The organism is Shewanella sp. SW24 (genome assembly GCF_025653395.1).
In the GTDB taxonomy this organism is placed as follows: Bacteria; Pseudomonadota; Gammaproteobacteria; order Enterobacterales; family Shewanellaceae; genus Shewanella; species Shewanella oncorhynchi.
Window position 1 is genome coordinate 161,689 of record NZ_JAKKSH010000004.1, and the last position, 25,987, is coordinate 187,675.

The window sequence follows — 25,987 nt, forward strand, 5'->3', positions numbered from 1 at the left end:
ATTTATTTTTAAGCCAGAATCATTACTACCTTAAGCAGCGAATCCTATTCAGATAAGCAGAGAAAGCTTGCTATAGTGATCAGAAAATGATGTTTCTATTGGATTCTAATAAGCTATATCGTAACTTCTGTGCCTTTGTTGATGAAACCAGAACTCTCATGACAAAACTTTTGACTAGAGATAGCGTCTAAGCATTTAGGGAATTTATTTTGAATAATAGAAAAGGTAGTCTGTTTATGGTTGCTGCGATGGCAGCATTTTCTATTGAAGACATGCTGATCAAATCCGCAGCAGAAACCACCTCTATCGGCCTCATTTTAGCGCTATTTGGCCTAGGTGGAATGTTGATTTTTATACTGTTAACCTGGCGAAAGGGTGAAACTGTGCTTCATCCTGCAGTCTTGTCTACCCCCATATTAGTACGTGCACTATGTGAAATCGTCGGCCGATTCTGTTTTGCTTTAGCCATCACGTTAACGCCACTCTCAAGTGCATCCGCTATTTTGCAAGCCACACCTTTAATCGCCATGCTTGGCGCGGCATTGTTGTTCGGTGAACAAGTGGGTCATAAGAGATGGCTTGCAGTATTGATTGGTTTTATGGGCGTGCTGATGATCATTCGTCCAGGACTTGATGGTTTTGAGGCCACATCTTTATTCGCCGTTATCGCTACCTTAGGTTTTGCAGGACGCGATTTAGCAACACGCGCAGCTTCTCCCGTGTTATCTAATATGCAGCTTGGAGTGTATGGTTTTTTTGTGTTGATTCCTACAGGCTTAGCGATACTGATTTACCAAAATGAAGCAATACAGTTTAGTGCTACCGCAGCAATACAGATAATTGGAGCAATCGTCTTTGGTGTAATGGCTTATAATGCGCTGACAATCGCTATGCGCACTGGAGATGTATCGGTAGTAAGCCCCTTTCGTTATACACGTTTACTCTTTGCCTTAGCTTTAGGAATATTTATATTTGGAGAATCCCCAGATTTGCTGACTATTCTGGGAAGCCTACTCATAGTATTAAGTGGCGGCTATACCTTAGTTCAAGCGCGTAAAAGAATGACGACGAATAACATACCTAATGCGGCAAAAACCTAAGGACTCACTAAGAATGGCTAATCGTATCTCTGAAATGATGGGTTTTAGTGAGGAGAATAACGGACTAGAACACCCTGAATTGGTCCTAAATAGGTCAAAAAGCAGCAAAGGGAACCAGTAATACACTGATTCCCTTTGCTTTAATTTGGCGAGAGAGGGAGCCCACTTCATGACGCAACCCATTGAAAATCATAAAAAATAAAGGCGCACCAAAGAGCTGCATTACTTTTTGCATTACTTCCGATTTTTGATAATTTCTTCAATTAGACCAATGACTTACCCTGGGAATCCGGCTCCTCAATTTCAGTTCAAGATAATAAAATAAGCAATTGTATTTATTGACTTTATTCGACTTTTATAAAGTCAATAAAAATTTTACCACAAATAACGCTAATCGTCATTTTTGACCAATATTCACACATCTGTGACTTATTTTGATAGCTTCAATGTCTAGATCAGACATCGTTTCAGTAACGACTTTATTACTAATAGGCAAGCGCGAGTTACCGCTTGCATGGTGTTTAAGTTTAAGTGTGCCACAACAAGCATGCCGTATAACTAACCATCGATCTCATTCCCTTTGGCTATCACCTCTTTTTGTTTTTGGATCGCCTCTTCGATAATTTTTGTAAAAAACTTTCTTTTCTCACTAGATGATACGTTGCGCACAAAATCAGAGAATGCTGTCGATTTGACCTTGCGACGTTTGGTAATCATTAATACCTCTCAAAATCTGCAGCAAACCAAACAGGCCTATGATAGTTTGCCGAAACCTCGGATAACCAACATCCAAGCATCAGCAAATCCCAGCGAGACAACTGGAAACGCCTGAGCGTGTCATTCAGCAATCCACCAGAGATACCGCTAACGAATCACTTAACGACAGCCTGCGTCAAGTGATCAAGGCTAGACGGTCATTCCCAGACGATATTACAGTGCTGAAGTTGCTATATCTGATTTTACACAAGATGACTAAAAAGTGAACAGCACCACTAGGAGCGAAAGCCTACTCTGACGCAGTTTATGATTATGTACGGTGACCGTGTATCTTTGTGATAAACAGCCACTTATACAGAAGATTTTATAGTCTTAAATTAAATTCTTTTTTATTCTGTCCATCGGGCGGACAGAAATATTATTTCCGGAGTTCTGCCCTGCAAATGCCACTGCTGAAGAGTAGACATAATATTTAATGTAATGAAATTTTAGTGAGAATTACGTTTTTTAAGGAATTAGTTATGGATGATCATTTTAAGGAACTACATCACACCCTTTTCCCTGAAGAGTATGATTTTATTTATGATAGTATCTCTGATGCCTATCGTCGTAGGAAAGGCATAAACCCTATGTCTACTGAATATCAGGAAGAGGTTGACAATCGTCGCCTTGCAATGGGGGTTGAGCCATATGTAGTGCCCAAACTACGAAAGCTGCCACCATTTGAGAAAAATGAACAACAAACCGAAACTAACTCTTTAATCAGTTCAGATGAGTATTGTCGCCAGTACTTGTTAAAAAATAAGCCATGATGATTAAAGTATTTTTGACCATCGGTTCGTTATAAATAGCATCTCAATTTTAAATAGTGAAGATACTTATTCCATAAAGTCGCTCTCGAAAGATCAACTGCTCCTAAAGTTCTAAAATGAGTGCTGGAGCCGCTAAGGCAAGTCATTTCAGGACGATTAGAAGGTAGAAGGCCAGAGTTAAAAGGCTCATTGATAATAAGGATCGTTTTTCAAAATCACAAATCAACGAGGGAGTGATCGTGAGTCGTATATTTATCGTGATGTTTTTAATTATTTTAACTCTATTTTGTGGTTTGTCCTTTGCTCAGGCAGAAATGAAGATGAAGACCGTAGCTCAAACAGATGTTGCACCATCTTCCTATTTGCAGAAGATTGATGACTGGTATGCCGGACTTCCTGATGGACAAAAGACGCAGATGGTACAGTCTGTAGGCATAGCGTTGATCGTAGTCGTCTGTTTTGTGCTTTTCTTGGTGGGGACTAGGCGGGTTGTGTTTTACTACGATCATCAAGATGCATTTTGGTCAGTAGCCATTTTTTTGTTTCCGATGATTGGTTTTTTGATTGTCGCAATGTTGACCCCTGAAAATGCCACTGCTGAAGAGAAAGTTATACCTACCTATCTCACCATCGCTTCTTTTTGTGTTTCAGGACTCGCCTGTGGGATTTCGGTGTGGAACTCTATCAAGTACAATAGCAGCATCTTCATTGGCCTTATTGTAGGCGTATTAAAAATATTAATGGGCTTTCTGATGTTGTTGACAATATTCGGAATGTTCGCAACGGCGACGGATAACAATCGCACGAAGAGCAATCGAGCTCTAACAATAGCCATATTCGTGCTCATTTTCGGTTTGTTTTGGAAACTTCTCGTCAATGGCTATGCAGTGGAGCAGCAACGCCAACTAAAGAGTGCATAAAAATACCCTAACAAAAATTTATACCCGCTCTTTTTTTGGCTAGAGGAATAGTCCAGTGCTATCCGCTCTTAAATAGGTACTTCTGACATCCTATTCCTTATGGCTCAGTTTTTTCACAGCTTGCTCTCTGGTGGGTTATGACACGACAAGATTTGATTTTTATCGGTGATATTCACGGGCAAGACGGAAAGCTTCGTGCGCTGCTCGATCATCTCGACTTTATTGCTGATCCGCTTCAAGAACGTCGCCAGCTGGTTTTCATCGGCGATCTGATCGATAACGGCCCCGAGGTCGAAATTGATCATCAAAAGGCCCTAACCATGGTCAAGGCCCTATGTGATCAGGAACTCGCCTGTTGCTTGATGGGAAACCATGAATTTAATGCCGTGGGTTGGGCTCTGAAGCACCCCAATACAGGCTTACCGCTTCGTCACCACAATGACAACAACCGCAAACAGCATCAACTTTTCCTTCAAGATGTGGACGAGGGAAGTGAGCTGCATAAAACTTGGATCGACTGGTTTATGAAGCTACCTCTCTTTTATGATTTTGGTCATGTCAGAGCTATTCATGCTTGCTGGCACGAGGCGACCATCCAAAGAATTCTGCCATATCTCAACGAGGATAACAGCTTGAAGGTTGAGCATTGGCCCAATGCCTTCGACGAGCGGCACGAGCTATATCAGCTATGTGAAATCTTGCTCAAAGGTCCAGAGTTAGCATTACCGCAGGGTTATAGCTTCCAGGATAAAACGGGTACTGAGCGTTACAGAGTCCGGATTAAATGGTGGAGTGAAGAGGCCAAAACCTATAGAGATATAGCCCAAGTACAGCCCAATATGGTCAATCGTATCCCCCCCATTCCACTGGCTGATGAACATTGCAATCCGATAATCGAGACACCAGTTGTTATTGGTCACTACACTCTAGCAGGACTCCCTGCGCCACTCAGCGGTAAGGTGGTATGTGTCGATTACAACGCGGCCAGTGCGCAAGGAGAGCTGATAGCTTACAGCTGGTGGCATGATGAGACGCAACATCAGCTGCATGAGCGCAACTTTAACTACTTAAGTGACATGGAGTTTGGTCAGAAGGGAGTAGCGGCGATGAGAGTGTTATTTGACCAGTTTGCTGATCGCTATGCCCCTGCACTATTAAAACCAGAAAAATGGGAGGAGATTCGTCAGTGTCTGCTGAACCAGTGGGATCCAGCCTTCGTCAACGGATTCGATGAGTGCAGCGACGAATATGACAACTATATAACCCCTTTGGCTACTTTGGCCCAACAAGCGAGCTGGGGGGAGTTATCCTGCTATCTGATGGGTATAACCAAAAGCTATTTCAATCAGGAGTTGGAGCCTGACGTTGCAGACCGATTAGCCAAGCGCTTACAGCTGGTGATGAATTCAGAGTTGGATTGAGCGTAGAGATACATCGGTAACTTCTTAATTAGGAAAATATATATGAAACGATATTTGAAAGTGGGTGATAGTTGCAAAGTGTGTAGTACTCCCCGAGTAGACATTAGCCATCAGACATTGCTCGAGATACTAGAGCTGCGCCCGTCGATTAAATCGATTCAGGAGAGTGTGTTAGCAAAGGGTAAGGATTTTTATGCAATCTGCCCGAGCTGCGATGCTTACGCATTAGGGATGGAACTAACCACCGGCTTTCCCTTCACCGAAGCCGACGGCAACATCACCAATATTCAAGAAATTACTTCAAGATCCGATTTGGGTTGGTAAATCACAAAATGCTTGTGTACGTAACCTCATCCAAACCAAGCGTTTATTCCCGAGTGACTATAAATCGACGACTATGTAGCAATTCATCAACAGGCAAGGAGCCACATTAACTTCATTGATCAGTAACTCGCTGAAGCGGCCTTAGCTTATGAGTTAGCTAGTCATTTGGCGAGCATAGAAGGTGCAAATAGTAAAAAAGTTAAAAACCCCATTGGGGGCTGCGAGTTAAACATCCTCAGTGGCACCGCAAGCACCTTAGAACTTCAATAAGTAAAAAACACCAAGCCTAGCTTACCTGATGAGGGGCTGTATCAGCAGGTTAACTTTCATCATAAAAGATTCCATCCAAAATAAAAAATGGGCTTCTCATCCTAGAAAGAGTAGCCCATATAGGTAACATTAATATTGACAATCTGAGGTATAAGAACCTAAAGATTATCTGTCTTATCTGGTCGGCATCACCTCAAATGGCTAATTCACTCCCAGTGCTTTATATACCGCATCCACAGGATCGGCATAAAAACTGATTTGAAACTTGGAGAAGATCTCCGCCGGTACGGTTGGAATATCCGAGGCAGACGCCATGGGCAGTAATACTCGCTTACCGCCGCTGTCCATTGCCAATTGTAAACTGCCTGCCAGATCTTCTACTGGATTGACCACACCGCCGAGCGTCATGTCCCCAAGCACCACCATTTGTTCCTGCACAGGTTTACTCATCAGGATGGAACAAAATGCCACCAGCGCAGCAAGGCTTGTTTTAGTGCTTGGGCCTGAGTTGTGAAGCTCTACGACATGAAGATGGTATTCATGCTCTGAAAACTTAGCCGTTGCACTGATTCGATTCAAGTTACCCTTAAAGTAATCAAATCCTACCCGAATGGCTTCCTTTGCAGGCGTATTTGAGCCAAGGCCAGAGGTTGAGTGCCTGCCATTACCTGGCGTCATTTGAGTTTCAAAACGATAAAGCCCCAGTTGACCAGTGCCCCCTTTCGTCACCATATGCACCACACCAGGTTTACCCAATCCTTCGGGGATCAATTGGCTGCCGCCCTGCTCCGGTACATTGACAAAAAACTCTTCCAGCGTTTGATTATCAAGGTAACTAAAATGCACATCAAAAAACTCCATCCCGCCGAGTTTCTTCAACTGCTCTTTGATACGCCGACGTAGCTCCAGAGCATAGGTCAAACAACGGCGTACATCTTCTTTATCAAATACACCATGGGGATGCAGCAGCTTCAATAATCCAGACACAGTACGACGCACGGCAATCACATCGCGCTGGTTCAAGTTATTACCTAACTTAAAGTAGCGATCGATGGCATCCGAGAAGCTACGTTTACGCATCTCGCGCATATATTCAGCAAGGTAATCGGTGATCAGGCCATAATTATTGGTAAAAAACTCTGGCCGCATCTTGGGAATATCCCAACCGGGAATATAAGCATGGAAGCGATCAAAAAAGGCAGTGTCGATCATTGCCTCAGGGAATGGCGCTAACAGATGACTGGTCTTAACCAGGGTTTCGACGCTCTGGTTGATATTGCCGACAAACACCATCGAAGCTTTAGCTTCAATCGAATCACGTCCCCGAGAAAACGATCCCGACGCCATGTAATCCTTCATGATCTGCACGCCATCTTTATCTTTAAAAGTGATACCTGCGACCTCGTCAAAGGCTACGACATCCCACATGCCCACTAAGCCGACTTGTCGAGAACTCATGTTATAAAACAAATTGGCAACCGTGGTTTGCCCGCCAGAGACCAACAGCGAGTTGGGCGAGCACTCCTTATACACATGGCTTTTACCCGTACCACGAGGTCCAAGTTCACACACGTTATAGTTATTTTCAACAAAGGGGATCATCCGCGCCAATAAATGCCACTTAACACGATGTTTTAAGTTCGTAGGCTCCATGCCGATGGACCGAATGAGTACATCTAACCACTGATCGGTTGAAAAATAAGCGCGAGCGGCAAACAGCTCCTCCATATCCATGGACGGCATTTGAATCGGTTTAAGCATGGAAACTGAAAAAGGTGAGGTTTTTTGACCTTCTTCATAAAAATAATTGAGGGTGATGATGCACCAGATCCCACCCGTCAGCAGCTTCTCATTCTGCTTGACAATGTTCGATGGGATCACCGCATCCTTAATGCCTAGGTTCGATAACTGCGCCTCGTAGACATCCTTTTTCTGGTTGAGTTTTACCCCAACCTTATCAATCACCTTAAAGCTACCACGCTCGCGGATCAGCGATTTAACCTTTTCAGCCTCGTCGGGACGTACGTAGTTTTCCGCCAAGATCTTCTTAACGTTTTCCAGTCCTTCGCGCACCACCTCATCATCGTCAGAGGCGCAGTACATCCCAAGCAAGTACTCCAAAACATATACTGGCACGTTAGCGCCTTCTTTTAATTGCTTAGTTAGGTCTTTACGAACCACTTTACCCTTAAAAAAACGATTAAGGCGGGTATCGAGATCCGCCGAATTCAGCTCAGCAATTTCATCCGCTGCGGATTTGGGCGCACCAAGACTAGGCATAGCCTCTGTATCTGGTGTATTTTGCCCATCGAGCCCACTGCCGCTCTGATACACATCCATTTGCTGGATCACCACATTATTGGTCACATGGGTAACAGATACAGACTCAGCCTGTTCTACCTTACCTAAAAACTCACCGTCAGGACTGTGATTTTCGAGTGTCGACATGCCGTTCACCTTGCGGGCACTAACTGCCCTGTTGTTAATTTTATATATCAATAAGATATTAGTGATTGATTGGTTTTTAATTGATCTTAAAAACCAAAATCATTACTAAAAGCCAAGTCAATGGTCACAGGGTAACGGGCAAGCTCAATCCCTTCGTTATCATCGGTGATCACTAACTGATAATGTGCCTTACGATCGTATTGCTCAGCAGTAAGCTTAAGTCGCACGTCCTGAACTCGTTCATCGAGGCTTGAAGATGCAGACTCAAACATCACCCGTTCGATAGCCGAAACGCTTAAGCCATTATCATCCACTATACCAAAGCGCACATTGCGCGGCTTAAACTTATCGCCAACGGCATCAGTTTGTAAAAAGCGAACTTTATCAATAGCATTAACCAGCTTAATGGGTTGATGCGCTGGAACTACACCGACTCTTTGCTTTTCATTTTGCTGTAACTTCTTACCACGTAGCTCCTGCACCTCAAGAATAGGAACACAAATTTCCTGCAACATTGCGCCACCATGGACAAAGCGCGCTCCGCCGACAAAATGAAACCGGCTTACTCCGCGCGGTAGATAACATTCCATATCTGTCGTACCACCAATAATTTGTGACAGCTGGCCATGCCACACCTCGTCGTTTTGTGGCAGATTACGCCCCAGCAAATAACGTTTTTTGGCTTCAACCGTACCAGCAGGTTCGTGAAGTAAGCCCGATTTAACCGCTGCCACTGGGCTCGCCTGCTGGAACAAAAAGCCATGGTCTGCGGTCACCAGTACTCGCGTAACACCAAAACCATTAATCACTTTGGCCACCAGCGCTTGCAGTTCGCCAATCGCTTTGCGTACTGCGCTAAAAGTTTGATGTTCAGTTGCTGCCTTATCCCCTGTGGCATCAATCACATCGTGATAAATGTAAATCACGCTGGCCTCGCCCACTGCCGTATTGGCCTGAGCCCGGGTCCAGCCAAACAGATCCTTGGCAGAAATGGCAAGCCCGCCGACGCTAGCCAAAATGGCACTGCGATTTGCAAGGCCTGCGCTGCTTTTGCCATCCACCAGCACTGTTGCTCCGTCGCTTGAATAGCCCAACAGTTTATGGGGTAACAACGCAGCCATGCCAAGCTGAGTGTAACTGGGCAGTACCCCAAGCTGACTTTTCAACTGAGCCGAAAAGCGTTTGGCTTGATTTATCTCACTCTGCAACTCATAGGCGACTTCGTAGCGTAGCGCATCACTGATAATCACAAACTGACGTCGAATCCCTACTTGCGCCAAACGAGAACGGACTGCGGTTTCAAAAAATTGCTGCTGCGCCGGAATGCCCAACTGCCAGTGTTCAAGACGCTGCTCTTTGGCAAGCAGTCCATCCCAGCTAAGCCCCAGTTGGTACAGGTACCAGTTTACGTACAGGTCTTCAATAGCGGCATCGAGGCTCGCGAGGATCTCCACCGCCTGCCCCTGCAACTCATCCACCGCCTCATTAAATAATCGGTAGGAGGCGTCAAACTGAAATAGTTCTTTCTCATAAGCCAAATACATGGCCTGAGCACTAGGATAATGGAATCCATCAGGAAAGCGCCTTCTTAACTCAAATAGCTGTTCAGCATGGCTAAGTGCTTGGTATAAACTGCGGTATTTGGGTGTACTTCGCGCCCAGTACATTTGGCGGCGGCGCGACAGTAACATGGCAAAATCGGCACGAGAAAACTCCAATCCCCCCGCCTGTAAATCGTCCACTAACGCCCGAATAAGCCATTGCTCCACCGCCTCAAAGGTTTCAACCGCCAACAACTGCGAGGTCTCTAAGGTTGTTAAACGGTTACTCAGTTCTAACTGCTTAGCGAGCATAGCCGACAATTGACGGTAATCGTCACCATAGCGACTCGAATCTCGCCACAAGCCCAACAATGTCATGGCATTAGCGCGGCCCGAAGGATTGGCCAGCAGTAAACCTTTCATCCATTGCGGTCTTGCACCGTCCATCAACTCATAACACTCGCTAACAAACATGCGTCTAAACAAGTCATTTAGACTTGGCGTTACTGACTCATCTGAAAAGACAAGGTAATCAAAATGCTCCGCCATCAGTGCCCAAAAGCTTACCAGCACACCATGCTTTTCAAGCAGCGCCAGCTCTTTAACGATGGTGCTCTCATCTTCATCAACCAAAAAGCTGCCAAGAGTCATCAGCATATCGGGGAAATTGGCCTTGCACCCCAGTAGCACACTGATAATTTTCATGTCCAGCGTCAGCGGTGTTTCCTGGCCACTGCGGCCATCGATGCGGGCTTTAAGGGTTTTCAGTCGCTCCTGACTGGCAAAAAAGGTTTGCCGCGCCGCAATGTGCTCCCGCAGCGACATATCATGCAGCCCAAGCTCGTTGAGAATAATGGAGGCCGCATCGGCATAAAACGTCTCACTGTAGCAGCGCATGTCTAGCAGCCAATCCTCGGCGGCAACAGGCTCAGCACTCGGCCAATACAGTAAAAATGCTTGGGCCTGAGGCTGTGAGTGTAAATCGGGCAAAGCCTGTAAATTCGGCAAATCAATCCGGCAACGTACCGCCAACTGCGACTCATGGGCCATATTGAGCAAACATACTGGCGCATCTTGATGCCACAGTGATAACTCGTTAAGCACATCGACAAAGCTTTGCTCCGGATCGTGCCAAAACACAATCCGGCTTTCGGTGAATTTCATATTAAGAGCTTGCTCTAATTGAGATGTGTCCATTAATTACTCTGTTATTTTTTCTGCAGTCCTGCGGCTCTTTCACGGTGAAATTGAATAACATTCACGCAACGTTCTGAGTGTTATTCGGTAGTTTCATCATCCGTTTTGACCGTAGGTGTGATCGCATCAAGTAATGCAGCGCCCAAGGTATGGGAATCAAGATGCGAATTTCCCTTGATCATACCTGCTATCGACATATTTTCCTTCACTAAAGAAGTAGAATTAAGGTTTTGCATACTTGTCTGTTTAAATACCGATATCTCAGTCGCCAATACTACGAAACGATTATTAACATGAAGTTGGTAAGAATGTTTTGAGCATGGCACCAGATACACTTTACAATTTTCAGGATGATGAATTAGCTTTTCCAAACTTAACATCGCCTTATCGGAAATAGAGTGCAGTCTTAGTCGATGAACCATCTGAGTATCAGCTACTTCAATAACTATTTTTTCGCTCTCGGTGAGATCGACTGAAATGGGTCTTACATTAATCCGATTTTTTTTGTTAATGACAATTAATGGGTGGCTATCTGGGGGACTGCTAACAACATTCCTAATAAGAACACTATCAGACGGCTTTGCTTGCCAATAAGATACTATTCCTCGGGACGTTTTTGGTATTTTCTCGTCAGTATTCAGTATATAAAGCCAATAATGGCTGATAGTTTGATCTTGATATGCACTATGACCTTTGTCTGAGCTGGGGATATTTTCACAAACAGCTTGCAGTAAAATCTGTAACGTTCCCGCCGTAAAGTGCTCGGGCAATTCCCCTAGTCTAAAAAATCTATTTGGAACAATCAGTTGAATATCACGATCACCGAGTTTACCGCTGACAATCTTAGTAGTCACAGTGTCAGGAAGGATGTTTATGTTTTGTAAGAGCTCCATGCCCACACGTGCGAAATCCTCAGGTCGGGTTGACCTCGGCTGGGAGTACATTTGCTCACTAAAAGCACTGGCAGGTATAACCGCACTTACAAATTGACGACTCATCCTATCCAGAATATAAACGACCTGATTTCCTTTCTTAGTGGGTTTGCTTATCCAAGCCTCAAGACTTTTTATACTAGGGATAAGATGTTGAAATGCTTTTTCCTTAACTATCACTGTATAAGAATGGAATGAATGCATCAGCTCAATATAACAATCATTATCTTGGTTGCAGCGGACAGGCCCATCAAGTTTAGTCAGCGATTGTAGTTGTTTCTGATTTAGAGGTAGCATCCTAGGTTTTATGGTGGACTTATCTGTATTTTCAGCCTCTTTATCAGTCAAAACACCGTGAAATGTCATGGCAGTCAGGCCATCATGTAGTTGCACCGACACCCCATGGCCTTCGACCTTGGCGAGCATAAGTAAATCTTTAACCTTGGACTGGGCTATGCCTTGCTGTTGTTGCTTAATTAATGGGATCTCAAACCTAACTTCCAAGTGATTAGCCCGAGCCTGCACTCGTAATGATTTGCCAGACTGCTGTAAGACTTCTTTTTCATACACCAGTGGCAGCCAGCCCAGCTTTTGCCAGTTTGGAGAATGCTTACCTCTCACATTCTTCTGCTTATTTCTATCCGGCTTCTTCAAGCCAGTTGCAGACTTGCCCACCTGCCCAGCTTCATAACAGGGATGCTTGGGCCAGGGTGGCCCAAGTTCATCAAACAGCACTCTGGCACCATTGGGGTGCTCGTAATAAAACACCTTTTCGCCACACACCTGGCAAGTAGCATTGGGTACGGTAAAGGCTTCGGCAGCACGATAATGTCCGGCTGCCAATGTCTGCCTGGGTACCTGACGGCGATGCGACATCTGTCCGCTAGCCGCCTGACCTGCCATCACCTTACTCACAGTGATGGGCCTTAGCACCCCATTGATGTAGCGAAAGATAACTTCTGCCATCTTTTTCCTTGTAACGTCGGCAAAAAACTAAATAGATATTTCTAAATCAAATCCTGCAATCTACTTTCGGCGATAACTAACTAATTTTATTCAATACTTAAATAACGCTAAAACAGCTAAAGACCAGAATCATCGACTTGTTTGATTTCTGTATCACAAGCCTCTTTATTGGAAAAACTGTATTCCAATGCTAAATACCCAGAACTGGAGGACTTGGCTTGTGCGATCAGCGCGATTGTAGAAAGCTCATTCGGCAGAGATGTCTTCCCCCCTTCCCAAGCAGACATTAAATACCTATCAGCCTTGACTAACCCCATCATCCAATCTTGAGGATCATTCCAAATAGATGCTGGCATCAAAAAGTCAGTACGCTCATGCACGCCATAGCGTTTATCTAACTTAGTCTCAAACTCATCGAACGCCCCTTTTAGCTGCATTCCATAACCATTAGAGGCAACGTTTTTCCCAATCCCTTTAATCCAACATAAACCTGATTTTTCGCCTATTTTAACAACGTAAGATTCAAACTGATCATGCGGTATAGGTGGTTTATCCAAAAAATAGAGTCCCGTCTTCGCCTGAGTTAATCGCCCATTAAACATTTCTTTAGTCATTCCCATGGCTAAACCAAAAGGTCCATCTGCGACCAACATAGCTTGCTCATGGGAAGATTGAGCCTCTGGGATTTGAGCATTGGCCTGTGCGGTTTCAGGGAGCGGCGAAGCTACCGCACCAGAGCTATTTGCACCAGAGCTATCCGCACCATAATTGCCCGCGACCGAACCCGATGAAGAAGTTGAAGATGCACTTTTGGCAATATTCTCCGCAGGGGTGAATGGCGCAAAGCTCAAGCCATATTTAGCCACCAAATATTGCTGCTCTAACATCGCCAACGTTTGCTCCTGCGTTGCCACAGTAGAAAGACTCAATGCCGCAACTAAACCACCGCTATAACGGCTGGCATTTTCCTTTGCAACGGCCAATTGCGCTTTTGCTTGGTCAATCTCTGACAATAATGCGGTTGCTCGCTCAATTGACGGCTGAGTAACAGGTACAGTAATAGTGACCTTCGCCCCAGACTCAATCGCTTGAATACGTTGGTTCACAATATCGCGGGTTAACTTAAGTGTCTCAAGCCGAACTTGTTTAATATTCTTAATCAATCCACCAGAGTACTGCGCCAGTTCTGTGACTTCTATGCCGATTTCAGTGTCTACCTTCTGTAATTCCTGTTTTAGGCTACTGACTTGCTGCTCCTCCTCTGGCGTCAGCTTTTTTTGCATATCACATGCACTTAACAGTACCAGTGACAATAACACCATACCCACAGCCTTACGTTTTAACCCACTCATATCGCTTCCTTTTTGGTTATTTTCCTTGGAGACAACCCATTCCGTTTAATACTCAACGCATAGCAAACTGTCGCTTTAACGCTAAACACATCACTCGCCCTTATCGCCGGTGATGGCTTTCACCTCACTGAGCAGGGTGCCGAATTTACCGTAGTTGACCTTCACACCATCATCCAAATCAAGGGTGATGCGCATATCGGCGTGGTGTTTAAGCTGGTCATCAAAGGCGCGCAGTTCACTGAGTTGCATGGTGAGGCTGTCGATCTCTTTGGCGATGCGTTTGGCTTCCGCCGTGCTTGCCTCGGTTTGCTCCATGCGTTTGCGCTCAATGCGGCTGGCCATTTGCCCAAGCAGTGGCGTCACATACTCGGTGCGCATCCGTGGCAGGGTGGACTCGTTATAGCGGTGCAGGTACACCAGACACTCAAAAGCCTTCTCTTTGCCGGAGCTGAACAGCCAGTAGATCGGGCGTTTCTTGTAGGTCTTCAGATGATCTTTGTAGAACTGGCTCGAGAGATAACGGCGAATGGTCTCACGGGCGGTTTCGCCGCCTTTTTTAACCGGTTTAATGGCATACAGGCAGAGGCTGTCGGCAATAAAGTTAAGGTTTTCTTCCAAGTTTTCATTGCCCCACACGCTGGCAACAAACTGCTCGATGCGCGCCGCCACATCATCTTCAAACCAGTTCTCAGAGGTTAACGGCAAGATGCCATCATCATCGGCAGCAAAGGTGGCATAGGCTCCCTCCTCCACCAGCGCCTTAAAGCCCTCGTTAGCGGCATGGGCGTAGACCAGCCCCTCACGGTCGAGCGAATAGCGGCCCATCATGCAGCCGATGGCGTAGGAAATCAGCTCTGCGATTGTGTCGGATTGAAGTCGTTCTTCCCGCTCCTTGTCGGTCAGATTACCGCCATAGCGATAGTGCGGGTTGCAGGTCAGAGTGATTTCGGAGAGCGGCACCTCGGGTGTCAGTTCATCCTGCAAGCCATAGGCGTCGATAAACAGGCGGTTATTTTCCTCTTCAAGATGCTTTATTTCAAGATTGGTTTTAAGCCAATTTTCACGTAAGTTATGATAATTTGCCCTCAATAATAGCTCTTTTTGATATAAATTAACTAATGACAGACAAGTAAATCCCCACGAGGTCTCATAGCCATTCCAATCATCCTTGTGTATATCTATGGAACATAGGGCTATTCTTTCTAAAACCTCCCGTTGACCTTCAATGGTTACAATAGGCAAAGCTGCAACATTTCCAGCTTGAAAATTAAAGGTTGGATTCATGGCGCCCATTAAATAATCAGCAACAGAACTGGACAAAAATGCTGCCATTGATAGCATGTCAGCATGTTCAGGAAATATTGATGACCCACCAACATCAAAAACAAAACCTTTGGGTGAAACTCTTATTGAGAACTTTTTAGCTCCTGCCAGAGACCAAGATATTGATGGCTTAAAATAACAACCCTCATTAACCACGCGGCCACCAGCTTGCTTCACTGGATCATTTGCGATAGCATTTTTTATATCCTCACCATCATTCCTCCAGTTTAAAAAATAATCACAATTTCCATACCACCTTCTGAATCCACCACCTTTGTTATATGGGAACCATTGTTTGCCTGATTTAATTGCCGCCTCTCTTGAAAGCATATCAAATCCGGCTCTTGAAATATCAACCTCATGCCATAACCTCAAGTATAAATTATTGTCAGTTGTATTTAAGCCCACCTTAGGACGAGAAATGTCCCGTAGCAGGTCATTATTAGAGAACAGCTTATATGTCTCTTTGTTAAGCCAATAAGCAACTGGGTTTCCTGGGATTTTCCCTAAGTCTTCAGCAGAAGCGCGATACAAACACTTTGCTATCTTTTTATTATCTTGCTGGCTCATTCGGCCACCTCTTTATCTAAATTTGGTTGTACGTCTTCACCATTGTTTTGCTGCCAGTCGTCCGCAACGGCCTTCCAATCAATAGTCCTTTCTTCTAGCTCACCAACTATCAAATCATGATCTAAACCCTCACCTGACCAAACAGCCCAGAAATCAGGATCATCCGATTTCGGTCTGTGCCCCTCAGGCAGAGCATTCATCTGGACCAATACCGGCAGTTCGGATGCCCAGCCGAGCAGAATGGCATGACGGGAAGGTAGTGAGGGGAGATCTCGCAGCAAGCCGCGCAGGTTGTCGGGCACCAGCTTGTGCACCAACTCCTGATCGCGATCGTTGCTGATGCGATGAAGCAGATAGCTGTTGCATTGGGAGAGCACGGTCGGTGAGAGCTCACTGGGGCGCTGTGACGACAGCACCAAGCCGAGCCCAAACTTGCGGCCTTCACGAGCGATCTTCTCGAATACCTGACAGCAGATGGCGGCAGAGTTCTGGTTTTCTGCGTCATCGTGATAGCGCTTGATAAAGGTGTGCGCCTCTTCCATCACCAGCACGGTAGGCAACGTTTTACCGTGGTTTAATTTTCGATATCGCTGCAAAGACTCGAGCGTCATCCGTGCAATCACGGCGGTGATGATATGCACCACTTCGGCAGGCACCAGCGAGAGATCGATAACGGTGACCGAGCCATTGGACGCCTGGTTGTCGCCAATGTAGTCGCGCAGCCACTCATCCAGCGTCAGCCCATTAGCATCGCCTGAGACGACCTTCATGCGGCTGTCAGACAAGATGGTACGAATACGCATTAGCATGGTCTCGACATATTCGGACACACCGAGCAGTTCTGCCGTGGCTTCGATGCTTCGTAGCAGCTGGTCGCCGGTAAATGGGCGCGGTACGTCGGCATCGATGGGCAAGATGTCGGTGTCGCTGCCGCCAAACACAGAATGCGTCAGGCTCAACTGATTAAATAGCGTACTGATTTCTTGCAAGGTAAATATCGCTGGCCAATCACCTTGATGTGAACTCAAAAGCTGGGTGAGGTGTTGAATCAACCCTGTAATTGCATCACTTTCTGTCTGATGAAAAGTGGCACTATCCACCAAACCTTCTTTCCATTTGATCAATCGATCACGGAAACCCTTTGCGGGCCCAGCCCCCTTCCAAGGATTACCTGTATTTTTTTCAATCTGAATGGCAGAAACGAGTGTCCTAAGATAACGACGCATCTCATGGCTGGGTGTGGCAATTGAAGATAATGCCCCGTCACGAACCGATCTCAATGCCTGTACCAAGGTCGGCCGCTGCGCCTTAGCGCTGGCTTGAGTAAACGCACTCCACTCAGCACTGTTCCAGAACCAGAGGGGGACTTGCAGTTGCTCAATGCCTTCGGAGGGCTCAACGGCAAACACCCGCACCTTACTCATATCGCGGAAGGTGTTGGCGTATTCGCCGTTGGGATCGAGCACAATAAAACGGGCATTGGGGTCTTCACCGCCACGGGCTTTGCGGGCTTCATCCATGGACCAGCGGATAAGCCCGGCCACCGAACAGGATTTTCCGCTGCCTGTGTTACCCAATACGGCCAAATGGCGGCCAAACAGGCGATCCGGGTCAATTCTCACCTCGGCATTGGCTGCGAGTGGGCTGGTGCCAATCTTGATGCGACGGTTGTCACCCGACTCGACGATGGCTCGCAGTTGCCTTGGGGTCGGTAACAACACCGCTTCACCGACCGTAGGATAGCTCTCTACGCCACGCCGGAAGCGATAAGAGTCTTCATCGTTCTTATCCCTCCCCTCGTAAGCCAATACGCCCAGCGGGTTCAAGCTCATCTTGCGTAGGGGATAGGGCAAATCTACCAGACCAAAATCCTGCATCCCTTTACGTTTGGGGTACTGGGAACGTTCGATGGTGATCCATTCCACTTGGGCTACCAGATATCCCTCATCGCTGGGGATCAGTACATAGCCGTTGATGCGCGGGAATGGACGTGGTGTACCGGTATTGAGCGCCACACCATCGGGGGCTTCAATATCGATCAGCACCTTGATTTCGTCTGGCGAAACAAAGTCGATGGTGCCAATACGCAAAGAGTCGGCATACGCCAATGGGGAGAGGCTCATTCCGGTAGCCCCCCAGCTGATAGAGTCACACTCTCCGGTGGTTTTTTATCTTCGGTCTGTGATGTGCCCCAGCGCTGTTTGAGCAACTCGCTCATGCGGAAGGTGGTCTTATCGATGGCGGCTTTGGGCAGGTAGCTTTCGGTCAGTATCGCCAGATCAGCCAATGCCGGGCCAATCAACAGGCTGATTTGCGAGGGTCTGCCCATCTCTTCATAGGTTTTCATGATGCGCCCAAGCGGATCGTCGTAAGAAATAACGACCAGATGGGTTGAGGGAATGGTCAACATGTCGCGGATCACGCGGTTGATATGCTCATCGCCAAAGCTGTAGCCATAGGTCACCAAGGTACTGTTAGGACGACACACGGCAGCAGCCAGATCGCGAAACAGCTCCACATAGGGGTAATCGGCAGTTTCTCGATCTTTGGCGGCATTCGGATAGATCATCAGTTGGTTGGCCGTTACTCCACCAAGGCCCGGAGCCTGTATGTAAGGAGTAACCTTCTCGGCTCCAAACGGCAGGCCGATGCGGCGAATGTCCTTGCCCGTTTGTACCCAGTCCACCGAACCATGCAACTTGGTATAGCGTGCTACCCCCTCCAGATAACGCGGCTCTCCTCGAATACCAGGCGGGTTGTAATGCATATCCAGATCGAGTCGAGAGGAGCGGAAAATCGGCATCAGGTTGCCCAAGAATCGGTCCAGCAGGTGCAGTCCAGCCAGTTCGGCCCCCGCCTCAATCAATCGGTCGTAGTTAGTGGTAAAGATATTGAGACGGTCGCGTACCCCGGTGCGGCTGGCGAAGCTCATCAGGAATGTTATCAAGGTATTGAAGGCCTGTTCGCGCTTGGCTTCCTCTGCAGTGGCAATGCCAGATTCGCTCTGCAGAATCGACAATGCGAAGGATTTCATACCTTCTTCAAGTTCTTTGCGCAAGGCATCAGCTTTGCTGTCCTGCATGATCTCCAAACCACGCAACAATTCGTTGGCGACGCGCAGTTGATCTTCCAGGTTACCTTTCTCTCGCCCTGCAGCATCCGCAGCGTTCTCTGCGGCTTGAGTGATTTCGGTCTGATGGTTGCTCAATGTCAGCGCCCCCATACCGGCAGCGCCCTTTCCTGCAGCAAGATAATGCACGGCATGCGTCAGCCCAGAACCCGCCAACAGCGAAAGGTGTTCTGACTGGAACAGTGAGGTCAGCCAAGGCTCGATACGGGAACGAAGCTCCTTTTGGGTAAAAGTGTCACCACTTACCCAAGATGTCTCCTGCCCCTCACTCAGTTTGAATCCGTTTTCATCGGTTACAAACTCTATCGGTCGCTTATCATCGCGAACTTTGATGTAATTTTTAGGTGTCCCGCTCATGCCAACGCCTCTTTAAACATCGCCGCTTTTTCGGCTTCCGAGTTCCCATCCACCAGCCGGAAATAAGCCCCCTGATAGGCGGGTAGATGAGGCCGGGCCAGCACAAAGGCGGTGGTCGATACCACCTCACCGCCAATACTGTCAAAGGCACGTGCGCCCAAGTGAGCCATGCCCAAGATAGTGTGTTGACCCAGAATACGGGCTCGCAATGCCTCAAACGAGGAGAGGAACATCCAGCTTTGCATGGTGATCATGGCGACCACGCCTGCTGCGGTGGTCAAGTCGAGATTGCGTTCGATAAAGATGGCGAACAGGTCTGATTTGCTGTTGGGGAACTGCCTTTTGGCAAACTCTTTTAATTCCGCATTCATGCCCTTGCTGCCCATATAGGGCGGGTTGGCAATCACGGCATCATAGCGTTTGGCGAGTACGCTGGCTTGTTGGAGCAGCGGCAGCAGCGCCCGGGCAGCAGGTTTTTGCATGGCATCGCCGCTGATACTTAAGGTCTGCAAGGCGTTGCAGAGTTCCTCGATCGCCTGCGCCTGCGCGGCTGGCACCTCAATAAGCGACCCCAGCGTCTTGGCATCCAAGAAACGCTGGTGCAGGTCATTTAACAAGACCAGTCGAGCGTCATTGGCAGCTAACGTCGCTGGTGCGGCGGCAAACAAGTCTTGTACCTGAGCGCGGTCCCAGTCGGCATTCAGGTTAAGCGCTTGCCACAGCTTAGGGATATTGAGCGAGCGGCTCTCCTGCAGAGCATAAATATTGAGCTGGATTTCACGAGAAAACAGGCGGCGGTCATCCTGACGGGCGCGCATCAGCAGGGCAAAACCGGCAAGCTGCGCGGCGCGGTCGTCAATGTCGAGCCCATAGAGGTTATGGCCGAGGATGAGCAGCGGAATGTCGCGGCTGCGATAGCCGCGCTCTTCGTAAATGCGGTAGAGGATGTTATAGGCCTCCACCAAAATATGGCCGGAGCCGCAAGCTGGATCCAGCACTGTGATGGATTCGGGCTCAATGCTGGTGGGCGTTAACTTGGCAAGTTCGCTAAGCACCTCAGCGGGCTGCTCGCCGGGTGCCACATAGTAAGGCATGTGCTGGCCAAGGGATGAACTGGGGTAGGTTTGCAGCCAGTAGCGCCCCAGCGAGTTTTGTACCAGATACTGCACAATCCAGTTGGGGGTAAACAGCTGGGTGGCGGCGGGAATATCGGCGGATTTAACGACTTTGCCGATGACCTCATCTTTTTTATCGCTGATATAAAACTGATACAGCCAGCCAATCACCTCGACCTGAGTCCAGTTATCTTCGGGGATACCGTCTACCAATTCACGCCAGAAGGCATCGGTACGGGTTAGCCCTTGGGGCAGCAAGAGCTCGGTTTCATCGTCGATGGCTTCAAACAAAAATGGCATAGCGCCATGCAAGCGGTGGCACTGACCGAGCAAAAGTTCACGGAACAAGGCCTCTTGCTGGTTACCGGCCAGCAGTAAATCGAGCAGTGCTGGCTTATCGAGGGCAACGCCCTCTTCCATTAAGGAGTCAATTACCTCGGTGGCTCTGTCGAGTACCTCAAAGCCTTGGGGCTGAGTGGGGTGCGACAAGATGCGCACGCCGTGCTCGAGATAGCCCTCTTCGCTTTTGAGCTCCATAAAACGAATGGCGCAAAAACGGTTAAACCAGGTGTAAGCCATCTGTTCGATAACGGCGGTAAAACCCTCGCCCTCCATTCGCTGGCTTAAACGCTTAAGCGGCGAGCTGACACTGGCCGAATGGGTGTAACCCGCGACCTGCAGCACATCGCCACTGACGGCGGGGGCGCTGATGCCCTTGGCACTTAAGCCAAACTCACCCGCTCTTGTTGCAATCGCAGTGATAAAGGCACTGCGGGCCCGTGGGGCGACCTTTTTAAGGTTATTGGTGTTCATTTTGCTTTATCCATAACAAGGCAACGCATGCCGCCTTGTAATTATTTTAAGATTGATAATCCTGTCTATTAGGCTTCAGCGCTATGCAGAATATTGCGTAACCTGCCAAGTAAGGTTTCACGGCGTTCCTGATAGAACTCGGCAAATCCCAGCAGGGATTCAGGCAGAGTATTGATGGCTTGCGACTGGAGATGGTTGGCACGAGCCGCCGGGTCAGGCCACATCATGGCGTACCACTCATGTGGTAGCTTCTCCCGTTTTTCATTGTTCAGGCTCCCTTCGAGCAGTTGTAGATTGGGCAAACAATTGACCATACGACACCATTCATCCGCTTGCATCTCATCGATGATCCCGATTTTTTTCAACTGTGTTCGAGTAAAGCGGCCTTTGGGAAAGATATGATCTACATGGAAGTGATGACTAAAGTTATGGCCGGGAAAGAGCAACGACAGCAGTGCAAAAGTACGGCGGTTACCGTAGTCGAGCTCGACTAGAGTTTGTAACTCTTCTTCTTCAAAACGCAGGCTCTTGCCGCGCTCGGTCATCGCCGTATTAATCTCAGTGAATGGGAATCCGTGCTGACCATGCTCTTTGATTTTACTACGCAAGGTTGTCAGCAGCGTATCGAGGCCACTCCCCCAGATCCCGGATTGCTTGAGGACTGAACGGATCAACCAAGCTCTCAACCCTTGCCGGTCTGCGGCATGCTCACTGCGTGTCAGGTAGCTGTCGCCAAGTTCCCGCTGATAAAGGTAGTAAGCTATCGGCAATATTGCGCTATCAGCACCCAGGTTATAGCCATTAAAACCGAAGCTGGCGAGCAGGTTGACGGCCAGTTGCAACGCCTTACGGATCGGCTCCCAGTTCTCCTCCAGCTTGGCCATGTTCTCTTTACTGAAGTTTTCAACCTTGAATCCGACACTGCCGATATCACACAGCATCAGACCCGCTTTGAGTACCAGATCCTTGCTAAATGAGAAGCCATCACCAATCTGGTTAAGCTCATCCACCAATTTGTGGATCTCTTCACGGGCATCCAGCTTACCCCACTGCGCCACGGCGATGGAGAGCAGCAGATCAGAATAGGAGAGCGCTGTGCCGCCGCTGTTCATCCGAATGAAAATATTGAGTACCTTTTCTAGGCTTTGATCTGACTCTTCGTAGTAGGAAATTTTGTCCTGTAGATGAATTGTGCGATGCAGCAAACGCAGGGTATTACGCGCTGTTTTGCGGTTTTCTTTTTGCAGATCAATGTCATCGAGCTCATCGGTTAATTCATCGATATCAATGTCCATGATCCGGCTTACATGAAACCAGTAGTGCTCTTGGTCCTGTTTAGCCGCCTCATCTACACTCAAGAAGCGAAAATCATAACGAGCCCCCCCTTCAATCTCACCGTCCGCTAGCAAGTTGAGATATAGGCGACGCTCGATAAATGCATCAGGACTGGACCACCATTTTCCCTGCGTCTTCCAACTGTATGACCCGCGCAGACCGATGTTTAGCGCCGTTATTCGCTGCTGACCATCAAGTACAGCGATACGATCTTGTTCTCCCGTGAACTCAAGTTTCTCGCAATGCACACGATCACGCTGGTGATAGTGACGCATAAAGTCATAAAACTGATACTCATGCTGATGGGTGGACTTTATCTTCCAAAAGAGAAATGTCCCGAAGGGATAACCCTGCAGCAAAGAGTCGAATAATTGGCAAATTTGCTCTGGCTTCCAGACAAATTCACGCTGAATTGCAGGTAAAATATATTCATGCAGCTCAACCTTGGTCAGCAAGGCGTTGATAGTGCCACCGGCTTGGTACATAACTACTTCCTAAAATAAGGTGCCTAATTTGACTTTCTTTTACTTCGATAAGGTTCGACACTCGTGGTGCATCTGTCGAATCGGTATTGCTAAAAGCGCATAAAGGCATTAGACCAAAGGCTGCAGAAGGAACAATCGATATGCAAGGTACGCAACTGCCGTGATTAAGATTACGCCCGTTACAACTGTAGATATCAGCCAGCGACGAGCACTTCGTTGCCAGCACACTTCTGTGCGCTCCATATCTCTGCCCAGTTTAGCAAGCTCTTCGGCTTGGGTTTGCAATAATGTCTTATGACTTTCGATAGTCTGAGCCTGCAACTGGTGATGTTGCCCTGCTGAGGTAGCAAGCTCATTCAAAGCCATTTGCTGGATATCCAATGCATCGGCCCATTCCATTCGCTGCTGAGTCATTTCCGCTTGCCAACGTGTGTCATGCTCTGCTAAAGCTTGCTGCTGGAGTAATACTGCCTGTTGCAGTGCTTGCTTAACTTGATTTTCAGTCTCTGCTAACGATTGGTAAATATTGCTCTGAATTTGCGAGACTTCCTCGAAGGATTGTTTTATCGCTGCTGCAACTTCACGCTCATAGGCATCCAACTCTGACTCTACCTCAGATCTTAACCCAGACTGTGAAAGCTCCACTTTTGCAATATTTTCAGTTAAATCTTGCTGCATGATTCGATGTGACTGGTTGATGTCAATGATTTGCTGGTCAACAGTGGCTAGCAGTTCATCTTTAGTTTGCTTAACTTCGTTAGCAATTTTAATGAGTTGAATTGCACCTTCTTGTGTTAACCCTTTCAACTCAAAGTATTCATTTACCAGTTGTGTGAGCTTTACATTCTGCTCTGATAACTCAGTTTGTTGCTGTTGTATCTCTTCAGCATTTTCAGCAAGTTGCTGCGTTTGTTCATGGATAAGTTCTTGTTGCATAGCTAGATCGTCTTGTTGACTAGCAAGCTGCTTCGATTGAACAACACTTAGCACCATTAGTTGACCGAGTTTTTTAGAAAAACTCGCTTGAAGCTCGGCAGCGTCTAATTTAGCACGTTCAAGTTCACCACTATTTAACCAACGACTTATAAAATTTCGACTTTCATGCTTGGCTCTAGCAGACTTAAGATCATCCAACTTTTTATAGTCAGTAGAAAAGCCTTGCAGTAAACCTTTCATATCAACCGCCTGTAAAACGTCTTCTGGTATCGCGACTTCGGCCATTGATTTGACTAACTTATTAACTTGCGTACCCATTATACACTCCATCCTTTGATATTCATGCTGTCCATAAGTACGTCCAGCTCTTGTTGTTTATCTTGATATTGTTGACTTTTAGCACTAAGTTCCTGCAGTAATTGCTCTCGTGTCACTATGTCTCGCTCATATGACTTATTCGTCGTAGCCAAAGCATCGTTAGCCACATCTAGAGAAAACTCTATACTAAGATAGGTTTCGGAAATTTTTTGATAGGTAATTGAATTTTTGAACTGCGATTCCAATAAGTCCGCCATATGCAACATATTGCCATGCAATTCATCAAGATGTGCTTCTTGTGCCTGTAACAGCTCAGTGCCTTTTTCTGACAACCAGTCAAACAAGTTATCGAGACCATATATAATCAGTGCCGTCATCACGCCAGTTAAAATTCCGGCAACCGCAGGCGCAAGAATAAATGCCAAAGGTGCCAGTAGCGGAATAGAGACGATAAAAGCTTTGATTGATTCTTCAAACAGCATACCAAGTGCCATGGTAACAACACCTGCAATAATTTTGGTTACCTGACGACAAACTTCATCGAAGCTCATATTTTTAGGAGGGTTGACCATCATTTTGATCGCCTGCCACAGCCCTTTCATACCTTCACGTATGATGGTAACGACCTTGGCTGAAGTAGTGATTACTGAGTTGATAATAAAGGTCAGCAAGTTGCTGACAAAGCCCTGAATCCCGCCCTGAACCGCGGAATCTAAAGCACTACCCAGTTTGTTAATGACTCTGTTAGCAACCCGTTTAAAGGCAGCTATAAGTCTGTCGATAAAACCAGGCTCTTTGTATGTATGCCATAGTTGTTTGAATTCAACAAACAATCCATTAATAAGTTCATAGAGCAAGACACCGAGTGCCTGTCTTAATGCATTTTTGCCCGCATCTTTTGCTCCTGTCATTGCAAGCTCTTTACCTTGCTTTTGAATTTGTGCAACTAGTAGATCACGAGCTATAGCTTGATCGGAGTTTTTTACAGTTTGCTCAAATAATTTTTCATTAATACCAAACGACTCGGCATTCGTTTTCCCCTTATCAGCCTTACGTTCCTGAGCAGCCCATTCTCGCTTATCTTTATCTTGCATTGACTGATTAATACGCCCTTCCGTTGGCACTAAGTTAGCGTCTTGATTGGCCATTTCGACCCGCTGCTCTTTCGTCATGAACAGATTGGCAGACGAGTCCATTTCAATGCTTTTGGCAGCTCGAACATGGTCAAGGTGAGTTTGACCGTCTCTTGTTAACTCGTCCCCTGTATAAGCGCTAACCGGCACATCCTCTTGCTTGAACATTTGCTTACGTTTAGCAGGAAGATCCTTGTCGTAATCCGATCTATCAAAATTTGCAGTTCTCTTTTGCTGTAACTCATTATATTTAGCTTGGTCCTCTGAAGTAGCAGTTACTCCCTTTTCAAAGTTATGAAGTGTAGTGACATTTCCCCCTGTTTTGTCTTCAAACATTATCGGCGTTAAGCCAAAGGGGCCTATCAGCTGTTGTAATACCTGCTGTTGGCAACTATTAATTAACTCCTGTAGACGCTGTTCTTTTAACTCTGTCTTGGTCTGAGTTGATTTCTTAATATGATCCATCATTTTT

The 25,987-nt window shown here is 46.9% G+C and carries 18 protein-coding genes and 1 pseudogene; 6 read left to right on the forward strand and 13 right to left on the reverse strand.

Annotated elements, in window-relative coordinates; genetic code table 11:
- Positions 1 to 209: 209 nt before the first annotated feature.
- Complete coding sequence (locus L5M17_RS05715) at positions 210 to 1,100, forward strand: DMT family transporter (protein WP_242068414.1); 891 nt, start codon at positions 210 to 212, stop codon at positions 1,098 to 1,100.
- Positions 1,101 to 1,194: 94 nt separating this feature from the next.
- Here the strand turns inward: L5M17_RS05715 and L5M17_RS05720 are convergent, their stop codons facing one another.
- Together L5M17_RS05720 and L5M17_RS05725 are read right to left on the reverse strand one after the other, a co-directional pair.
- The gene (locus L5M17_RS05720; protein ID WP_263145870.1) at positions 1,195 to 1,335 is read right to left on the reverse strand and encodes a hypothetical protein; all 141 of its coding nucleotides are present in this window, start codon (positions 1,333 to 1,335) and stop codon (positions 1,195 to 1,197) included.
- Between the two features lie 323 nt (positions 1,336 to 1,658).
- The gene (locus L5M17_RS05725; protein WP_263145873.1) at positions 1,659 to 1,817 is read right to left on the reverse strand and encodes a hypothetical protein; all 159 of its coding nucleotides are present in this window, start codon (positions 1,815 to 1,817) and stop codon (positions 1,659 to 1,661) included.
- A gap of 45 nt (positions 1,818 to 1,862) precedes the next feature.
- Here L5M17_RS05725 and L5M17_RS05730 point away from each other — a divergent pair.
- The 5 genes and pseudogenes from L5M17_RS05730 to L5M17_RS05750 all read left to right on the forward strand — a co-directional run.
- Positions 1,863 to 2,156, forward strand: a pseudogene (locus L5M17_RS05730) (IS256 family transposase); the annotation flags it as partial.
- A 182-nt stretch (positions 2,157 to 2,338) separates the two neighbouring features.
- Positions 2,339 to 2,629, forward strand: coding sequence for a hypothetical protein (locus L5M17_RS05735; RefSeq protein ID WP_263145875.1), 291 nt, complete (start codon positions 2,339 to 2,341; stop codon positions 2,627 to 2,629).
- A 239-nt stretch (positions 2,630 to 2,868) separates the two neighbouring features.
- A complete protein-coding gene (locus tag L5M17_RS05740; RefSeq protein WP_263145878.1) occupies positions 2,869 to 3,549 on the forward strand; it encodes a hypothetical protein in 681 nt (226 codons plus the stop codon).
- A gap of 137 nt (positions 3,550 to 3,686) precedes the next feature.
- A complete protein-coding gene (locus L5M17_RS05745) occupies positions 3,687 to 4,970 on the forward strand; it encodes a metallophosphoesterase (RefSeq protein WP_263145880.1) in 1,284 nt (427 codons plus the stop codon).
- Between the two features lie 42 nt (positions 4,971 to 5,012).
- Positions 5,013 to 5,294, forward strand: coding sequence for a hypothetical protein (locus tag L5M17_RS05750; RefSeq protein ID WP_263145883.1), 282 nt, complete (start codon positions 5,013 to 5,015; stop codon positions 5,292 to 5,294).
- 471 nt (positions 5,295 to 5,765) lie between these two features.
- Here the strand turns inward: L5M17_RS05750 and brxL are convergent, their stop codons facing one another.
- The 11 genes from brxL to L5M17_RS05805 form a co-directional block, all read right to left on the reverse strand.
- Positions 5,766 to 7,844 carry a protease Lon-related BREX system protein BrxL gene (brxL, locus tag L5M17_RS05755; RefSeq protein WP_411568933.1) on the reverse strand — a complete coding sequence of 693 codons (2,079 nt, stop codon included), beginning with the start codon at positions 7,842 to 7,844 and terminating at the stop codon, positions 5,766 to 5,768.
- A 254-nt stretch (positions 7,845 to 8,098) separates the two neighbouring features.
- Positions 8,099 to 10,750, reverse strand: coding sequence for a BREX-1 system phosphatase PglZ type A (gene pglZ, locus L5M17_RS05760; RefSeq protein WP_263145888.1), 2,652 nt, complete (start codon positions 10,748 to 10,750; stop codon positions 8,099 to 8,101).
- Between the two features lie 80 nt (positions 10,751 to 10,830).
- On the reverse strand, positions 10,831 to 12,648 hold the full coding sequence (locus L5M17_RS05765) for a hypothetical protein (protein WP_263145891.1): 1,818 nt from the start codon (positions 12,646 to 12,648) through the stop codon (positions 10,831 to 10,833).
- Between the two features lie 116 nt (positions 12,649 to 12,764).
- Entirely contained in the window at positions 12,765 to 14,000 is a 1,236-nt protein-coding gene (locus L5M17_RS05770; protein WP_263145892.1) for a hypothetical protein, read from the reverse strand.
- Between the two features lie 90 nt (positions 14,001 to 14,090).
- Entirely contained in the window at positions 14,091 to 15,893 is a 1,803-nt protein-coding gene (pglX, locus tag L5M17_RS05775; protein ID WP_263145894.1) for a BREX-1 system adenine-specific DNA-methyltransferase PglX, read from the reverse strand.
- The gene (locus tag L5M17_RS05780) at positions 15,890 to 18,016 is read right to left on the reverse strand and encodes an ATP-binding protein (RefSeq protein WP_263145896.1); all 2,127 of its coding nucleotides are present in this window, start codon (positions 18,014 to 18,016) and stop codon (positions 15,890 to 15,892) included. The genes pglX (L5M17_RS05775) and L5M17_RS05780 overlap by 4 nt, the downstream gene beginning before the upstream one ends.
- Positions 18,013 to 19,380 (reverse strand): SIR2 family protein, encoded by a 1,368-nt coding sequence (locus L5M17_RS05785; protein WP_263145899.1) that lies wholly within the window; start codon positions 19,378 to 19,380, stop codon positions 18,013 to 18,015. The genes L5M17_RS05780 and L5M17_RS05785 overlap by 4 nt, the downstream gene beginning before the upstream one ends.
- Entirely contained in the window at positions 19,377 to 21,308 is a 1,932-nt protein-coding gene (gene pglX, locus L5M17_RS05790) for a BREX-1 system adenine-specific DNA-methyltransferase PglX (RefSeq protein WP_263145901.1), read from the reverse strand. Before pglX (L5M17_RS05790) ends, L5M17_RS05785 begins: the two co-directional genes overlap by 4 nt.
- A gap of 68 nt (positions 21,309 to 21,376) precedes the next feature.
- Positions 21,377 to 23,128, reverse strand: coding sequence for a DUF262 domain-containing protein (locus L5M17_RS05795; protein WP_263145903.1), 1,752 nt, complete (start codon positions 23,126 to 23,128; stop codon positions 21,377 to 21,379).
- A 108-nt stretch (positions 23,129 to 23,236) separates the two neighbouring features.
- The gene (locus L5M17_RS05800; RefSeq protein ID WP_263145905.1) at positions 23,237 to 24,382 is read right to left on the reverse strand and encodes a hypothetical protein; all 1,146 of its coding nucleotides are present in this window, start codon (positions 24,380 to 24,382) and stop codon (positions 23,237 to 23,239) included.
- Positions 24,382 to 25,980, reverse strand: coding sequence for a hypothetical protein (locus L5M17_RS05805; RefSeq protein WP_263145908.1), 1,599 nt, complete (start codon positions 25,978 to 25,980; stop codon positions 24,382 to 24,384). The genes L5M17_RS05800 and L5M17_RS05805 overlap by 1 nt, the downstream gene beginning before the upstream one ends.
- Positions 25,981 to 25,987 lie beyond the last annotated feature (7 nt).

What these genes read in the sequence shown, in the direction of transcription:
- pglZ (WP_263145888.1), bottom strand. Translation starts at nt 10,750, where the DNA reads ATGGACACATCTCAATTAGAGCAAGCTCTTAATATGAAATTCACCGAA.
- L5M17_RS05805 (WP_263145908.1), bottom strand. Translation starts at nt 25,980, where the DNA reads ATGGATCATATTAAGAAATCAACTCAGACCAAGACAGAGTTAAAAGAA.
- pglX (WP_263145894.1), bottom strand. Translation starts at nt 15,893, where the DNA reads ATGAGCCAGCAAGATAATAAAAAGATAGCAAAGTGTTTGTATCGCGCT.
- L5M17_RS05795 (WP_263145903.1), bottom strand. Translation starts at nt 23,128, where the DNA reads ATGTACCAAGCCGGTGGCACTATCAACGCCTTGCTGACCAAGGTTGAG.
- L5M17_RS05725 (WP_263145873.1), bottom strand. Translation starts at nt 1,817, where the DNA reads ATGATTACCAAACGTCGCAAGGTCAAATCGACAGCATTCTCTGATTTT.
- L5M17_RS05780 (WP_263145896.1), bottom strand. Translation starts at nt 18,016, where the DNA reads ATGAGCCTCTCCCCATTGGCGTATGCCGACTCTTTGCGTATTGGCACC.
- L5M17_RS05735 (WP_263145875.1), top strand. Translation starts at nt 2,339, where the DNA reads ATGGATGATCATTTTAAGGAACTACATCACACCCTTTTCCCTGAAGAG.
- L5M17_RS05720 (WP_263145870.1), bottom strand. Translation starts at nt 1,335, where the DNA reads ATGCAAAAAGTAATGCAGCTCTTTGGTGCGCCTTTATTTTTTATGATT.
- L5M17_RS05765 (WP_263145891.1), bottom strand. Translation starts at nt 12,648, where the DNA reads ATGGCAGAAGTTATCTTTCGCTACATCAATGGGGTGCTAAGGCCCATC.
- pglX (WP_263145901.1), bottom strand. Translation starts at nt 21,308, where the DNA reads ATGAACACCAATAACCTTAAAAAGGTCGCCCCACGGGCCCGCAGTGCC.
- L5M17_RS05785 (WP_263145899.1), bottom strand. Translation starts at nt 19,380, where the DNA reads ATGAGCGGGACACCTAAAAATTACATCAAAGTTCGCGATGATAAGCGA.
- L5M17_RS05750 (WP_263145883.1), top strand. Translation starts at nt 5,013, where the DNA reads ATGAAACGATATTTGAAAGTGGGTGATAGTTGCAAAGTGTGTAGTACT.
- L5M17_RS05770 (WP_263145892.1), bottom strand. Translation starts at nt 14,000, where the DNA reads ATGAGTGGGTTAAAACGTAAGGCTGTGGGTATGGTGTTATTGTCACTG.
- brxL (WP_411568933.1), bottom strand. Translation starts at nt 7,844, where the DNA reads ATGCCTAGTCTTGGTGCGCCCAAATCCGCAGCGGATGAAATTGCTGAG.
- L5M17_RS05800 (WP_263145905.1), bottom strand. Translation starts at nt 24,382, where the DNA reads ATGGGTACGCAAGTTAATAAGTTAGTCAAATCAATGGCCGAAGTCGCG.
- L5M17_RS05745 (WP_263145880.1), top strand. Translation starts at nt 3,687, where the DNA reads ATGACACGACAAGATTTGATTTTTATCGGTGATATTCACGGGCAAGAC.